At 63.8% G+C, this 15,020-nt stretch carries 9 protein-coding genes; all 9 read right to left on the bottom strand.

Annotated features, from left to right (window positions below):
- Position 1: 1 nt before the first annotated feature.
- The gene (gene gspG / locus KI243_RS02175; RefSeq protein WP_177119062.1) at positions 2 to 442 is read right to left on the bottom strand and encodes a type II secretion system major pseudopilin GspG; all 441 of its coding nucleotides are present in this window, start codon (positions 440 to 442) and stop codon (positions 2 to 4) included.
- 3 nt (positions 443 to 445) lie between these two features.
- Positions 446 to 1,657: a type II secretion system inner membrane protein GspF gene (gene gspF, locus KI243_RS02170; RefSeq protein ID WP_177119061.1), complete on the bottom strand. Its 1,212-nt coding sequence runs from the start codon at positions 1,655 to 1,657 to the stop codon at positions 446 to 448.
- 2 nt (positions 1,658 to 1,659) lie between these two features.
- Positions 1,660 to 3,123: a type II secretion system ATPase GspE gene (gspE, locus tag KI243_RS02165; protein ID WP_212810397.1), complete on the bottom strand. Its 1,464-nt coding sequence runs from the start codon at positions 3,121 to 3,123 to the stop codon at positions 1,660 to 1,662.
- Positions 3,120 to 5,030 carry a type II secretion system secretin GspD gene (gene gspD / locus KI243_RS02160; RefSeq protein ID WP_212810396.1) on the bottom strand — a complete coding sequence of 637 codons (1,911 nt, stop codon included), beginning with the start codon at positions 5,028 to 5,030 and terminating at the stop codon, positions 3,120 to 3,122. The genes gspE and gspD overlap by 4 nt, the downstream gene beginning before the upstream one ends.
- Positions 5,031 to 5,552, bottom strand: coding sequence for a type II secretion system protein N (locus KI243_RS02155; RefSeq protein ID WP_348529730.1), 522 nt, complete (start codon positions 5,550 to 5,552; stop codon positions 5,031 to 5,033).
- Positions 5,553 to 5,798: 246 nt separating this feature from the next.
- Positions 5,799 to 7,247, bottom strand: a complete 1,449-nt coding sequence (locus tag KI243_RS02150) for a lytic polysaccharide monooxygenase (RefSeq protein ID WP_244861803.1) — start codon at positions 7,245 to 7,247, stop codon at positions 5,799 to 5,801.
- Positions 7,248 to 7,704: 457 nt separating this feature from the next.
- Positions 7,705 to 8,772: a uroporphyrinogen decarboxylase gene (gene hemE / locus KI243_RS02145; protein ID WP_017126905.1), complete on the bottom strand. Its 1,068-nt coding sequence runs from the start codon at positions 8,770 to 8,772 to the stop codon at positions 7,705 to 7,707.
- A 238-nt stretch (positions 8,773 to 9,010) separates the two neighbouring features.
- Positions 9,011 to 10,429 carry an FAD-dependent oxidoreductase gene (locus KI243_RS02140; RefSeq protein WP_017126906.1) on the bottom strand — a complete coding sequence of 473 codons (1,419 nt, stop codon included), beginning with the start codon at positions 10,427 to 10,429 and terminating at the stop codon, positions 9,011 to 9,013.
- 31 nt (positions 10,430 to 10,460) lie between these two features.
- Positions 10,461 to 14,909, bottom strand: a complete 4,449-nt coding sequence (gltB, locus tag KI243_RS02135; protein WP_212810395.1) for a glutamate synthase large subunit — start codon at positions 14,907 to 14,909, stop codon at positions 10,461 to 10,463.
- Positions 14,910 to 15,020 lie beyond the last annotated feature (111 nt).

Raw genomic sequence — 15,020 nt, 5'->3', positions numbered from 1 at the left:
GTCAACTGCCCCAGTTGCCGATATCGGCGGCCAATTCCTCGCCGCCGGACACACCGTCGGCGCCGAAGGAGTAGAGGTCGTAGCCCTTGGCGCGGGTGCCCGGGCTCAGGTACTGGTAGGGCGTGCCCCAGGGATCGACCGGCAGGTGCTTCAGGTAGCCGTGGGGATTCCAGTTCCCTGGTTCCGGCGTGCCCAGCGGTTTGCGCACCAGGGCCTCCAGCCCCTGCTGCGTCGAGGGATAGTTGAAGTTGTCGAGACGGTACATCTCCAACGCGGTGCCGATGGCCTGGATATCGGTGCGGGCGGCCGTGACCCTGGCCTGGTCCGTGCGGCCCATGAACTGAGGCACCACCAGCGCGCCCAGCACGCCGATGATCACCACCACGACCATGATTTCAATCAGGGTGAAGCCGCGTTGCACAGAGGTTCGAGAAGTTTTCATGGGTCAATTCACCATTTGGTTGAGGCTGAGAATCGGCAGCAGGATCGCCATGACGATCAGCAGCACGACGCCGCCCATCACCACCAGCATTGCCGGCTCGAACAGACTCACGACCAGCGCAATGCGGGCCGCGAGGGTTTTCTCCTGTTGCTCGGCGGCCCGCGCCAGCATGCTGTCCAGTTCGCCCGCGCGCTCGCCGCTGGCGATCATGTGCAGCATCAGCGGCGGGATATCGCCGCTCTGCTCCAGCCCCCGGGTCAGGGTGCCGCCTTCGCGCACCGAGCGGGCGACCTCGAGCATGCGTGCGCGAATCGCCAGGTTGCCGATCACCGTGGCGGAGATTTCCAGGGCATCCACCAGGGGCACGGCGCTCTTGCAGAGAATCGCCAGGGTGCTGGCAAAGCGCGCCGCTTCCACCGCACGAAACACCCCGCCGGCCAGCGGCGCGCGCAACAGCCAGGCATGCCAGCGCAGGCGCATCCGCTGGCGGCTCAAGGCCAACCGCAGGAGCAGGCCCAGGCCGGACACTCCGACCAGGATCGGCACCGCGTAGGCGCGCAGGCCGTCGCTGAGGCCGATCAGGCCACGGGTAAGCAACGGCAACTCGCGGCCGCCGTCGATAAAGATCCGCACCACATCCGGCACCACATAGCCCAGTAGAAAGCCGACGATGCCCATCGATGCCAGCAGCAGGATCAGCGGGTAGACCAGCGCCAGCTGGATCTTCTGCCGTGATTGCTGGCGGGCTTCGGTGTAGTGCGCCAGTTGCTCCAGTACCTGCCCCAGGTGCCCCGAGCGCTCGCCGGCCGCCAGGGTGGCGCGGAACAGCTGGGGGAAGGCCCTGGGGAAACCGGCCAGCGCCGAGGACAGCGCATAGCCCTCCATGACCCGGCCGCGAACCGCCGTCAACAGGTTGCCGGCCCGGCGCTTCCCGCTCTGCGCCGCCACGGCCAGCAGGGCTTCTTCCAGCGGCAACCCGGCCTGGATCAGGGTCGACAATTGCAGGGTCAGCAGCGCCAGCTCGGCAGCGCTCAGGCGCGTATCGGCGCCATGGCCGGCGAACGCGACGGACGGGCTCCGGGTCGCTTTCAGTCCGGTCGGCAACAGGCCACGCTCGCGTAACAACTGCCGCGCATGCCGGGCGCTCTCGGCCTGCTGTTGACCACGGCAACGGCGGCCGTGAACGTCCTGGGCGTGATAATCGAAGGTCGGCATCCTCAGTCTTCCTGCGTGACGCGCAGCAGTTCATCGAGGCTGGTGCGACCTTCCAGGACCAGCCGTTGGCCGTCCTGGAACAGGCTCGGCGCGACACACCGGGCCTGGCGTGCCAGTTCCGGTTCGCCGGCACCGTGGTGGATCAAACCGGCCAGGTCCGGGGTGATGCCGATCAGTTCATGGATCGCGGTGCGCCCGCGATAACCCTGCTGGCAATGCTCGCAGCCCACGGCGCGGAACAGCGTCGCCGTGGCCCACGGCTCCAGGCCGAGACGCTGGCGGGCCGCCAGGTCCGCGACCTCGGGCAGCTTGCACGCGGGACACAGGGTACGTACCAGGCGCTGGGCCAGGACGCCGACCAGCGATGACGCCAGCAGGTACGCGTCGACGCCCATGTCCAGCAAGCGTGTCACCGCCCCCGCCGCGCTGTTGGTGTGCAGGGTCGAGAGCACCAGGTGCCCGGTCAGGGACGCCTGCACGGCAATGGCGGCGGTTTCCCGGTCGCGTATCTCGCCGACCATCACCACGTCCGGATCCTGGCGCAGGATCGCCCGCAAGCCGCGGGCAAAGGTCATCTCGACCTTGGGATTGACCGGGGTCTGGCCGATGCCCGGCAGGTGGTACTCGATGGGGTCTTCGACCGTGAGGATGTTGCGCGTCTGGTCGTTGAGATGACTCAGCGCCGCGTAGAGGCTGGTGGTCTTGCCGGAGCCGGTCGGCCCGGTGACCAGGAAGATCCCGTGGGGCTTGCCGAGGATTCGCCGGAACCGTTCCAGGGTTTGCGCCGGCATGCCCAGGCTTTCAAGCTCGAGACGTCCGGCCTGCTTGTCGAGCAGGCGCAACACCACCCGCTCGCCATGGGCCGAAGGCAGGGTGGAAACCCGCACGTCGACCTCATGCCCGGCCAGCCGCAAGGCCATGCGGCCGTCCTGGGGCACGCGTTTCTCGGCGATATCCAGCCGCGCCATGACCTTGATCCGCGACACCAGCAGGGTGGCCAGTTCCCGCCGGGGCCTGAGCACTTCGCGCAACTGGCCGTCGATCCGCAGGCGGACCGAGACGCTGTGCTCGAAGGTCTCCAGATGCACGTCCGAGGCCTTCTCGCGCACGGCCTCGCTGAGCAGGGCATTGATCAGGCGGATGATCGGCGCATCGCCTTCCTGCTCCAGCAGGTCGGCGGTCTGCGGCAGTCGATCGGCCAGGCTGATCAGGTCCAGTTCGTCGTCCAGGCCCTGGGCGACCTGCTCGGCGGCGCTCTGGCCATCGCTGTAGGCGGCGGCCAGGCGAACGGCGAACGTCGGTCCGTCGAGCACCTGCACAGGCCAGTCCCGGCCGAGCATTCGCCGGGCCTCGGACAAGGCGGTCAGCGGCGTGTCCTCGCGTATCGACAGGAGCGCTGTCTCGCCCTGCGGCTCCAGCAACACGCCAGAACGCCGGGCAAAACCGAACGGCAACCGTTGCCTCATGGTGCGTCCGCCTGATTGCGGCGCAGATCGATCGCCGCCTCGTCGCGCCCCTCGAACAGTTGCTGCGGGTCGCTGGGCAGCAGCAGCGAATTGCCCTGGCGTACCGAAGGCCGGCTGAGTTCGCGCAATCGGTCGTAGCGCTGGGCACTGACCTCGACCAGGTCTTCCTTGCCGCGCACGATGCTCGGCCGGAGGAATACCATGAGGTTGGTTTTTTCGTGCTTTTCACTGTTCCAGCGAAACAGTGCGCCCAGGTACGGGATATCACGCAGCAGCGGCACGCCGCTTTCCTGGGTGCGGATGCTGTCCTTGATCAGGCCGCCGATCACGATGATTTCGCCATCGTCGGCAAGGATGGTGCTCTTCAGGGTACGCTTGTTGGTGATCAGGTCATCGGTGATCTCCGTGCTCTTGGTCAGCTCGGAGTTTTCCTGCTCGACCTGCAGCCGCAGGGTCGAGCCTTCGTTGATATGCGGGCGGATCTTCAGCTTGATCCCGATATCATGGCGCGTGACCGTGTTGTAGGGCTTGCCGTTGCCGTCGTCGGAGGGCTGGTAGGAGCCGCTCTTGAAGGGCACGTTCTGGCCCACCAGGATCTCCGCTTCCTGGTTGTCCAGGGTCAGCAGGCTGGGGGTGGACAGCACATTGTTGCGGGTATTGCTGGCCAGGGCGGACACCAGCATGCCGAAACGATCACTGCCGATGCGTAACACGGCACCGCCTTCGCGCGGCAGGGTGCCGGCGGCGAAAGCCGGCAGGGTGATGTCCGTACCGGGAAAGGCGATGCTGCCCCGGACACTGCCGGATCTGCCGCCCCACTGCACCCCCAGGGCCTCGTTGATATCCCCGGAAATCTCGACAATCGCCGCGTGGATCAGCACTTGCGAACGCGGCTGGTCCAGCTGGCGCACGATGCTCTCCAGGGTTCGCACCTGGGCCGGTTCGGCAATCAACACCAGTGCGTTCTGGCTCTCGTCGGCCTTGACCACGGCCTTGCCCGACGACGCGTCCCGGCTGGCGCCGCCACCGGCATCCTGGCCGAGCCCCTGCCCCATGGCATCCAACACTTCGGCCAACTGCCTGGCATCGCTGTGCCGCAGGCGGATCACCCGGGCGTTGTCCGCGAGCACCGGCGCCGGAGTGTCGAGTGAACGGGCCATTTCGCCCAGGCGCCTGCGCACGACTTCGGGGCCGATCAGCAGCAGGCGATTGTTGCGGGTATCGGCAATCACCTGGCTGCCCGACTCGGCACCCTGCTTGCCCAGGGATTGCTCCATCACGCGGGCCAGGTCAGCCGCCAGACCGTGCTTCAGTTGCACGACGCCGTGGGTGTTCTTGTGGCCCGCGTCCAGTTGCCGGACGATCTTCGCGACTCGCCGGACATTGGCCGCACCATCGGTGATCACCAGCGCATTGGCCGAGGCCGAGGGACCGACATAGCCATTGACCGACACCAGCGGGCGCACCAGTGCGGCGATATCCGTGGCCACGCTGTTGTTCAAGGCCACCACTTCGGTGACGAACTGCCCGGTCCCGGCCGCAGCGTTGTCGATACCACTGGCACGGGTGCGCGCATCCGCCACCGGCGTGACCAGGATACGATCGCCTTCATCGATGACCGTGAAGTTGTGGGCATCCAGTACCGAATAGAACAGCCGCCGCACACCCTCACGGTCCAGGGCCTGCTCCGAGAGCACGGTGACACGCCCCTGCACCCGTGGGTCGAGGACCACCGTGGTGCCGAGTATCGAGGACATTTCCCGGACCACGTCGCGCAGCTCGGCATCGTTCATCGCCAGTTGCCATTGCGGCTCCTCGGCGCCCGCCGCGGTGACCAGGAGCAGCATCGACAAGAGCAGGCCGGGGACCATCAGGCACCACGCAGCGGTTGCGGCGGACGGCTTCATTCACTCACTCTGATGCTGGGCCGTTGGCCGCAGGTAAAGGGAAGACCCGGCAGCGGCACTCCCGCCGGCCGCCAGCAGCAGCCTCGCAGGCTGCTCCAGGGCCAGCGACTCCTCGCGTCCGTTGCGCCAGAGCACCACGCGCCCGACCTCGACCCGGCGCAGGACACTACCGCCGGGCAGGCGATCGCCGACCTGATAGATTCGCTGGCCCTGCGCCCCGCCCAGCAACGCCCGTGACGCCCCTGAACTGGCGACGAAACTGGCGCGCAGTTGCAGCGCCTCGGCGCTACGGACCAGCGCATCGGTGGGCGACAGGCCAAGCACCGTAGCCACTGCTACCGGGTCGAGGGGCTCGGGCCGGGGCGCCGGGGCCGTCGAAATGAAGTTGAAGACCGGAGCCGCCGGCAGGTCCTGGCGAAAGACCCACTCGCGCCAGCCCAGCCAGCCGCCATACACCAGCGGCGCCAGGCACAACAGGACACGCAGCAGAATCGTGGCGTACCGCCCCATCTGGATATTCACCAGACCATGCGCCAGAGAATCGAATTCTTTGTATTCACAAGTACCGGCACCCTGACCAAAGATAAATATTCATTACTTATATAAACCACTCATCCAAAAAACAGTCATTTAAAAGCCACTTAAAAATCACTTAAAACATCACGAACAAAAAAACAGAACAATAAAAAATCAATAACAAGTTAAAAAACGATCACACGAATCTGAAGCAACTTATCCAGACGTTGCCTCAGATTCCTGATACTCGGGTTATCTGGCTATCCAGGCATCCTGCCAGTTGGAACCATGTCCGGGTACATAGTGGTGACTATTGATCTTGCACCAATCTCCGGCGGGAAAAGGCTTGCACTCGTAGACCTTGTCACCCTGCAATACCGTGGTACCGGGCTTGTAGTCGGCAATGCCCTGCGGATAGACCGCGTCGTATTCCTGATCGCTGCCTTCGCCGCCCAGCTCGATGGATACCAGGTCCTGGCGCGTGGTCCGTCCATCGACGGTCGTGCCGACCAGCTTGAGCTGGTGAGTGCCCGGCGCACTGCGCACATCCACGTTCAGCCAGGTCGAACCGGCTTCCACCTGCTGCGTGACGGAACCCACGGGCTTGTTGCCGGCGTCGAAGACCGTGACCTCGACATTCATCGCACGGTTGCCAAGGATCGGCACCGGCAGGCTCACCCGCCCCTTGTCCAGCGCGTAGTCGTTGCTGATTGCCGAGATGCGCAGGTCGGCGTCGGCATCTTCCTTCAACTCCATCTGCAATTCGTAGCGCCTGACGCCACTTTCGGCCTTGGCAAAGACCTTGTTCGCCCCCTTGATCGGATGGATGTTGCCGTCCTCGTCACGCACGCCGGCGCGGACCAGTTCCTGGGTGCGGTTGATCTGCTCGGCCAGCTTGAACGACCAGTTTTCCGGTCGGCCTTCCTCGGCGGTATCGATGCTGATCCCGACACGCCGCTCGTTGATCTCGCCATCGGCGCCAAAGGCCCGGGCCTTGACCGCGTCCCCCACCAGCAAGGCCGCCGGCGCCGGGGTGATGTGGCCGACGGTGTTCCAGCCGTCCGGCGCGACCGCCTCGGCCAGGATGTTCACATCGGCCACGTTGTAGAAGGCCGCATCGGTATCGCCGACCGTCCATACGCCCAGGATGACGTGCTGGCCGCTCTTGTCCGGCGGAATGACACAGGCATGCCGGGCGCCGGAAACCGGCAGCGCGTTGCCGCCATCGACCGTGCAGAAGGGCGTGCCGTCAAACGAGGCACGGCTCAGTGGCAGGTTGGGGTTCCAGCCGGAGCGGGTAATGAAATACTCGTGCCGGGTCGCCGGGTGCGCCGCCGTGTACTGCCAGGCGAACTGGATCTCGCGGTCCTTGATTTCGGTCAGGTGCCAACGCGTCGCGCTCTGGGCGTCCAGCGCGGAGAAATTGGCCGCGCCGCCACTGGCGATCCGGCCATCGACGGGACCTTGCAACGGGTTGCCGCCCGCCCCCGCAGGGAATCCCTTGAATGTCTCGCCGACGCTTTGCGGCTCGTACTGCGCGCCTCCACAATCCTTGTTGAGGCCTTGCTGACAGGCATAGGCCCGTGAAGGTGGATCACTCAGGTAACCATGGGCCGCCACCTGTTGCGAAGCGATCAGCGCCGCCAGCATGGCCAGGGAAGAAGCCCCTCCCGATACCGAACTTGAACGTCTTTTTATCATGCAATCCAACTCCAGAGTCATATTTGACGAGGCCACGCACTCTCCCTGTGCGAAGCACGCCGCTTCCTTATCGATGCCACTTTTAATTATCACGAACATCATGTTCATGATGACCAACCTCATCTATTCGAAACTATGCGAACCTGAAAGATACAAGACGTTCGAACATCAGAAGTCCGGAGAAAAACTTCTCATTGTTCGTACAAGCGAAAACAAATAGTCCTACAGCAAAGTTATCGAGAGATGCGCCGCTGTAACTTTCCGAATAAGAATCAGGCTTTGTATTGTACGAATATTTAGTTTTTTAGCTGTCGGATAACTCCGACTATGAGGAAGGATCGGTCAGCAATCAGGCATCAACCCCTGGAAAACCCGTATTCCAGGAGAAAGAAGAGACAAGGCGGGATAAAGCGAGACAGGCCGCAAGCCCCGCCGGGGCGGGGCTTTGGCCGAGGGGTCAGCGATGGTACTGCGCGGAAAACTCGTGCACGGCGTTGATAAAGGCGCCGGCATGTTCCGGATCGACTTCCGGGGTGATGCCATGGCCCAGGTTGAACACGTGGCCCGAACCCTCGCCGTAGCTGCCGAGGATCCGCGCCACTTCGGCACGGATCGCCTCGGGTTTGGCATAAAGCACGGTAGGGTCCATGTTGCCTTGCAACGCGACCTTGCCGCCCACCCGACGACGGGCTTCGCCCAGGTCACAGGTCCAGTCCAGGCCCAGGGCATCGGCGCCCGCCTCGGCAATGCTTTCCAGCCACAGGCCGCCGTTCTTGGTGAACAGGATCACCGGCACCTTGCGCCCTTCATGCTCGCGGATCAGCCCGCTGACGATCTTGCGCATGTAGGCCAGGGAAAACTCCTGATAGGCCGCCGCCGACAGGTTGCCGCCCCAGGTGTCGAAGATCTGCACGGCCTGGGCACCGGCCAGGATCTGCCCGTTGAGGTACGAGGTCACCGACTGGGCCAGCTTGTCCAGCAGCAGGTGCAGGGCCTGCGGGTTGTCGTAGAGCATGGCCTTGGTCTTGCGGAAGTCTTTCGACGAGCCGCCTTCGACCATGTAGGTCGCCAGGGTCCAGGGGCTGCCCGAGAAGCCGATCAGCGGCACCCGGCCATTGAGTTCACGGCGAATGGTGCTGACCGCGTCCATGACATAACCCAGGTCCTTCTGTGGATCGGGGATCGGCAGGGCTTCGATATCCGCCAGGGTGCTGACGACTTTCTTGAAGCGCGGGCCTTCGCCGGTCTCGAAATACAGGCCCTGGCCCATGGCATCGGGGATGGTCAGGATGTCGGAGAACAGGATGGCGGCATCCAGGCCCGGGTAGCGGTCCAGGGGCTGCAGGGTGACTTCGCAGGCGAACGACGGGTTCATGCACAGGCTCATGAAGTCGCCGGCCTTGGCGCGACTGGCGCGGTATTCAGGCAGGTAGCGGCCGGCCTGACGCATCATCCACACGGGAGTGACGTCTACGGGTTGCTTGAGCAGGGCGCGCAGGAAACGGTCGTTCTTCAGGGCAGTCATGTCGGCATCCGGAAAAAAAGTGCGGGCATTTTCTCAGAGCGCGACGCAAAAGGCACGGCAAGAGCCGTGCCTTTTGTCTATCGGGTCAATTTGTCGCGGGTATCGAGAGCGACACGACCTGTGCAGGAGCCGGCTTGCTGGCGATTCAGGCGACACGGTGTATCAGGTACACCGCGTTATCATTCACCGCTGGCAAGCCAGCTCCCACAGGTACAGCAGTCCAATATTGGAATGCGGGTCAAACGCCCAGGTAATCGAGGATCCCCTCGGCGGCATTGCGCCCCTCGAAGATCGCCGTCACCACCAGGTCCGAACCACGCACCATATCGCCACCGGCAAAGATTTTCGGATTGCTGGTCTGGTGCTTGAACTGACCCTGCTCCGGAGCCACCACACGGCCCTGGCTGTCGGTCTGGATGCTGAACTGCTCGAACCACGGCGCCGGGCTCGGGCGGAAACCGAAAGCGATGACCACGGCATCCGCCGGGATGATCTCTTCGGAACCCGGGATCGGCTCGGGGCTGCGGCGACCGCGGGCATCCGGCTCGCCGAGACGGGTCTCGACCACCTTCACGCCCTCGACCTTGTCTTCACCGACAATCGCGATCGGCTGGCGGTTATAGAGGAACTTCACGCCTTCTTCCTTGGCGTTCTTCACCTCTTTGCGCGAGCCGGGCATGTTCGCCTCGTCACGACGATAGGCACAGGTCACCGACTTGGCGCCCTGGCGGATCGAGGTGCGGTTGCAGTCCATCGCCGTGTCGCCACCACCGAGCACCACGACCTTCTTGCCCTTCATGTCGACGAAATCTTCCGGCGACTTTTCAAAGCCCAGGTTGCGGTTGACGTTGGCAATGAGGAAATCCAGGGCGTCGTACACGCCCGGCAGGTCCTCGCCGGCAAAGCCGCCCTTCATGTAGGTGTAGGTGCCCATGCCCATGAACACCGCATCGTATTCGGCAAGCAGCTCTTCCATGGTCACGTCCTTGCCCACCTCGGTATTGAGGCGGAACTCGATGCCCATGCCGCTGAAGACTTCGCGACGATTGCTCAGCACGGTCTTTTCCAGCTTGAACTCGGGGATACCGAAGGTCAGCAGGCCACCGATTTCCGGGTTCTTGTCGAACACCACCGGGGTCACCCCGCCGCGCACCAGCACGTCGGCACAACCCAGGCCCGCAGGCCCGGCACCGATGATCGCAACGCGCTTGCCGGTCGGCTTGACCTTGGACATGTCCGGACGCCAGCCCATGGCAAAGGCGGTATCGGTGATGTACTTCTCCACCGAACCGATGGTAACCGCGCCGAAGCCGTCGTTGAGGGTGCAGGCACCCTCGCACAGGCGGTCCTGCGGGCACACCCGGCCGCAGACTTCCGGCAGGGTGTTGGTCTGGTGGGACAGCTCGGCGGCGGCGAGGATATTGCCCTCGGCCACCAGCTTCAGCCAGTTGGGAATGAAGTTGTGCACCGGGCACTTCCATTCGCAATACGGGTTACCGCAACCCAGGCAGCGGTGGGCCTGGTCGGCCGACTGCTGGGGTTTGAAGGGCTCGTAGATTTCCACGAACTCTTTCTTGCGCTGACGCAACAGTTTCTTCTTCGGATCCTTGCGCCCGACATCGATGAACTGGAAGTCGTTACTCAGACGTTCAGCCATTACAAAAACCTCATCAAACTCTTCAGGCGCATCACTGCGGGTTGGCACGGGTGCTGGAAAGCAACGACTTCAGCGTGGCCGCCTTCGGCTTGACCAGCCAGAAGCGCCGCAGATAGTCGTCCAGGTTCTCGGCGAGGTTACGACCCCATTCGCTGTCGGTCTCCTCGACATACTCGTCCAGCACGCGTTGCAGGTGGCTGCGATAGGCTTCCATCGCTTCGCCGCTGATCCGCTGGATCTCCACCAACTCGTGGTTCACCTTGTCGACAAAGGTATTGTCCTGGTCCAGCACGTAGGCGAAACCGCCGGTCATGCCCGAACCGAAGTTGTAGCCGGTCTTGCCCAGTACGCAGACAAAACCACCGGTCATGTACTCGCAGCAGTGATCGCCGGTGCCTTCCACGACCGTGTGGGCGCCGGAGTTGCGCACCGCGAAACGCTCGCCCGCGGTACCGGCGGCGAACAGCTTGCCACCGGTTGCGCCGTACAGGCAGGTGTTGCCGATAATGGCACTGTCCTGGGTCTTGTAGGCACTGCCCTTGGGCGGAACGATCACCAGCTTGCCGCCGGTCATGCCCTTGCCCACGTAGTCGTTGGCATCGCCTTCGAGGTACAGGTTCAGGCCGCCGGCGTTCCACACGCCGAAGCTCTGGCCGGCCGTGCCCTTGAAGCGGAAGGTGATCGGCGCCTTGGCCATGCCCTGGTTGCCGTGGACACGGGCGATTTCGCCGGAGATCCGCGCACCGATGGAACGGTCGCAGTTGCAGATATCCAGGGAGAAATCGGCACCGCTCAGGTCGTTGATCGCAGGCTTGGCCATCTCGACCATCTTCTCGGCCAGCAGGCCCTTGTCGAACGGCGGGTTGCGGTCAACCTGGCAGAACTGCGGCTTGTCCACCGGAATGTGATCGCTGCCGAGCAGCGGGGTCAGGTCCAGATGGTTCTGCTTGGCGGTTTCGCCCTGGAGGATTTCCAGCAGGTCGGTACGCCCGATCAGCTCTTCGAGGCTGCGCACGCCGAGCCTGGCCAGCCACTCACGGGTTTCCTCGGCGACGTAGGTGAAGAAGTTCACCACCATGTCGACGGTACCGATGTAGTGATCCTTGCGCAGTTTCTCGTTCTGGGTCGCCACGCCGGTGGCGCAGTTGTTCAGGTGGCAGATACGCAGGTACTTGCAGCCCAGGGCGATCATCGGCGCGGTGCCGAAGCCGAAGCTCTCGGCGCCGAGGATGGCCGCCTTGATCACGTCGAGGCCGGTTTTCAGGCCACCGTCGGTCTGTACCCGGACCTTGCCGCGCAGGTCGTTGCCGCGCAGGGTCTGGTGGGTTTCGGCGAGGCCCAGTTCCCACGGCGCACCAGCGTACTTGATCGAGGTCAGCGGCGATGCGCCGGTGCCGCCGTCGTAGCCGGAGATGGTGATCAGGTCGGCATAGGCCTTGGCCACGCCAGCCGCGATGGTGCCGACGCCGGCTTCCGCCACCAGCTTGACCGAGACCAGTGCCTGCGGGTTGACCTGCTTGAGGTCGAAGATCAGCTGCGACAAGTCCTCGATGGAGTAGATGTCGTGGTGCGGCGGTGGCGAGATCAGGGTCACGCCCGGAACCGCGTAGCGCAGCTTGGCGATCAGGCCGTTGACCTTGCCGCCAGGCAACTGGCCGCCTTCACCGGGCTTGGCGCCCTGGGCCACCTTGATCTGCAGCACTTCGGCGTTGACCAGGTACTCGGGGGTCACGCCGAAACGGCCGGTCGCGACCTGCTTGATCTTCGAGCTCTTGATCGTGCCGTAGCGCGCCGGGTCTTCGCCGCCCTCACCGGAGTTGGAGCGTGCGCCCAGGCGGTTCATGGCTTCGGCCAGGGCTTCATGGGCCTCCGGCGACAACGCACCGAGGGAGATACCGGCCGAGTCGAAACGCTTGAGGATCGACTCCAGCGGCTCGATGTCGTCGATCGCGAGCGGCGTGTCCAGGGTCTTCACCTTGAACAGGTCACGGATCATCGACACCGGACGGTTGTCCACCAGCGCGGTGTATTCCTTGAACTTGGCGTAGTCGCCCTGCTGCACGGCGGCTTGCAGGGTGCTGACCACATCCGGGTTGTAGGCGTGGTATTCGCCGCCGTAGACGAACTTCAGCAGGCCACCTTGCTGGATCGGCTTGCGCGCACTCCAGGCTTCGGTCGCCAGCAGCTTCTGCTCGGCTTCGAGGTCGACGAAACGGGCACCCTTGATCCGGCTCGGCACGCCACGGAAGCTCAGGCCGACCACTTCCTCGGACAGGCCGATGGCCTCGAACAATTGCGCACCGCGGTACGAGGCAATGGTGGAGATCCCCATTTTCGAGAGGATCTTCAGCAGGCCCTTGGTGATGCCCTTGCGGTAGTTCTTGAAGACTTCATACAGATCGCCCAGCACTTCGCCGGTACGGATCAGGTCGCCCAACACTTCATAGGCGAGGAACGGATAGACCGCCGACGCACCGAAGCCGATCAGCACCGCGAAGTGATGCGGGTCGCGGGCGGTGGCGGTTTCCACCAGGATGTTGCTGTCGCAACGCAGGCCCTTTTCGGTCAGGCGGTGGTGCACGGCACCGGTCGCCAGGGACGCGTGCACCGGCAGCTTGCCCGGCGCGATATGACGGTCGCTGAGGACGATCTGGGTCCGCCCGGAGCGCACGGCTTCCTCGGCCTGGTCGGCGATGTTGCGCACGGCCGCTTCCAGGCCGACGCTCTCGTCGTAGTTCAGGTCGATGATCTGGCGCTCGAAGCCCGGACGCTCGAGGTTCATCAACGAGCGCCACTTGGCCGGGGAAATCACCGGCGAGCTGAGGATCACCCGCGAGGCGTGTTCCGGCGACTCTTCGAAGATGTTGCGCTCGGCACCGAGGCAGATCTCCAGCGACATGACGATGGCTTCACGCAGCGGGTCGATCGGTGGGTTGGTCACCTGGGCGAACTGCTGACGGAAGTAGTCGTACGGCGTGCGCACGCGCTGGGACAGCACCGCCATCGGCGTGTCGTCGCCCATGGAGCCGACCGCCTCGTAGCCCTGCTCGCCCAACGGCCGCAGCACCTGGTCGCGCTCTTCGAACGTGACCTGGTACATCTTCATGTACTGCTTGAGTTGCTCGACGTTGTAGAACGCCGAACCATGGTCGTTGTCTTCCATGGTCGCCTGGATACGCAGGGCGTTCTTGCGCAGCCACTGCTTGTACGGATGACGCGACTTCAGGCGGTTGTCGATGGAATCGGTGTCGAGGATCTGGCCGGTCTCGGTGTCCACGGCAAAGATCTGCCCGGGACCTACACGGCCCTTGGCGATGACATCTTCCGGCTGGTAGTTCCATACGCCGATTTCCGACGCCAGGGTGATATAGCCGTTCTTGGTGGTCACCCAGCGCGCCGGGCGCAGGCCGTTACGGTCGAGCAGGCAGACCGCGTGGCGACCTTCGGTCATCACCACGCCAGCCGGACCGTCCCACGGCTCCATGTGCATCGAGTTGAATTCATAGAACGCGCGCAGGTCGGCGTCCATGGTCTCGACGTTCTGCCACGCCGGCGGAATCAGCATGCGCACGCCACGGAACAGATCGATACCGCCGGTCACCATCAGCTCCAGCATGTTGTCCATGCTCGAGGAGTCGGAACCGACGCGGTTGACCAGCGGGCCCAGTTCGTCGAGATCGGGGATCAGGTCGTTGGCGAACTTGGTGCGACGGGCCTGGGCCCAGTTGCGGTTGCCGGTGATGGTGTTGATCTCGCCGTTGTGCGCCAGGAAGCGGAACGGTTGCGCCAACGGCCATTTCGGCAGGGTGTTGGTGGAGAAACGCTGGTGGAACACGCAGATGGCGGTCTTGAGCGTCGGATCGTTGAGGTCCGGATAGAAGGCGGTCAGGTCCGCCGGCATCATCAGGCCCTTATAGATGATGGTCTTGTGCGAAAAGCTGCAGATGTAGTGGTCGGTATCGGCGGCGTTGGCCACCGACGAACGACGACGGGCACTGAACAGCTTGATGGCGAAGGCCTGGTCACTCAGGCCTTCGCCGCCGATGAATACCTGCTCGATCTGCGGCAGGCGCTCCAGGGCCAGGCGGCCGAGGACGCTGGTATCGATCGGCACCTTGCGCCAGCCCACCAGTTGCAGGCCGGCCGCGAGGATTTCGCGATTCATGTGTTCGCGGGCGGCTTCGGCTTTGACCGGGTCCTGGTTGAAGAACACCATGCCCACCGCATACTGCTTGGGCAGATCGCTACCGAATGTCGATTTGGCGACGGCGCGCAGGAACTGGTCCGGCTTCTGAATCAGAAGGCCGCAACCGTCACCGGTCTTGCCGTCGGCGTTGATCCCACCGCGGTGGGTCATGCAGGTCAGGGCCTCAATGGCCGTCTGCAACAGGTGATGACTGGGCTCGCCTTGCATGTGAGCAATCAGGCCGAAACCGCAGTTATCCTTGAATTCATCTGGTTGGTACAGACCTGCTTTCATAGACACTTTCTCACCAGGCTGCCTCTTACCGAGGCAAATTTCTTTTCAATTCAACCACTTACCATCCACGCCGAACGTACGCCGGCTTTGCAGGGGCAAAAGGGAGGTCAT

Source organism: Pseudomonas sp. Ost2, assembly GCF_018326065.1.
Taxonomy (GTDB): Bacteria; Pseudomonadota; Gammaproteobacteria; order Pseudomonadales; family Pseudomonadaceae; genus Aquipseudomonas; species Aquipseudomonas gingeri.
This window is presented reverse-complemented; position numbering and strand designations above follow the sequence as displayed.

What these genes read in the sequence shown, in the direction of transcription:
- gspG (WP_177119062.1), bottom strand. Translation starts at nt 442, where the DNA reads ATGAAAACTTCTCGAACCTCTGTGCAACGCGGCTTCACCCTGATTGAA.
- gspF (WP_177119061.1), bottom strand. Translation starts at nt 1,657, where the DNA reads ATGCCGACCTTCGATTATCACGCCCAGGACGTTCACGGCCGCCGTTGC.
- gspE (WP_212810397.1), bottom strand. Translation starts at nt 3,123, where the DNA reads ATGAGGCAACGGTTGCCGTTCGGTTTTGCCCGGCGTTCTGGCGTGTTG.
- gspD (WP_212810396.1), bottom strand. Translation starts at nt 5,030, where the DNA reads ATGAAGCCGTCCGCCGCAACCGCTGCGTGGTGCCTGATGGTCCCCGGC.
- KI243_RS02150 (WP_244861803.1), bottom strand. Translation starts at nt 7,247, where the DNA reads ATGATAAAAAGACGTTCAAGTTCGGTATCGGGAGGGGCTTCTTCCCTG.
- hemE (WP_017126905.1), bottom strand. Translation starts at nt 8,772, where the DNA reads ATGACTGCCCTGAAGAACGACCGTTTCCTGCGCGCCCTGCTCAAGCAA.
- KI243_RS02140 (WP_017126906.1), bottom strand. Translation starts at nt 10,429, where the DNA reads ATGGCTGAACGTCTGAGTAACGACTTCCAGTTCATCGATGTCGGGCGC.
- gltB (WP_212810395.1), bottom strand. Translation starts at nt 14,909, where the DNA reads ATGAAAGCAGGTCTGTACCAACCAGATGAATTCAAGGATAACTGCGGT.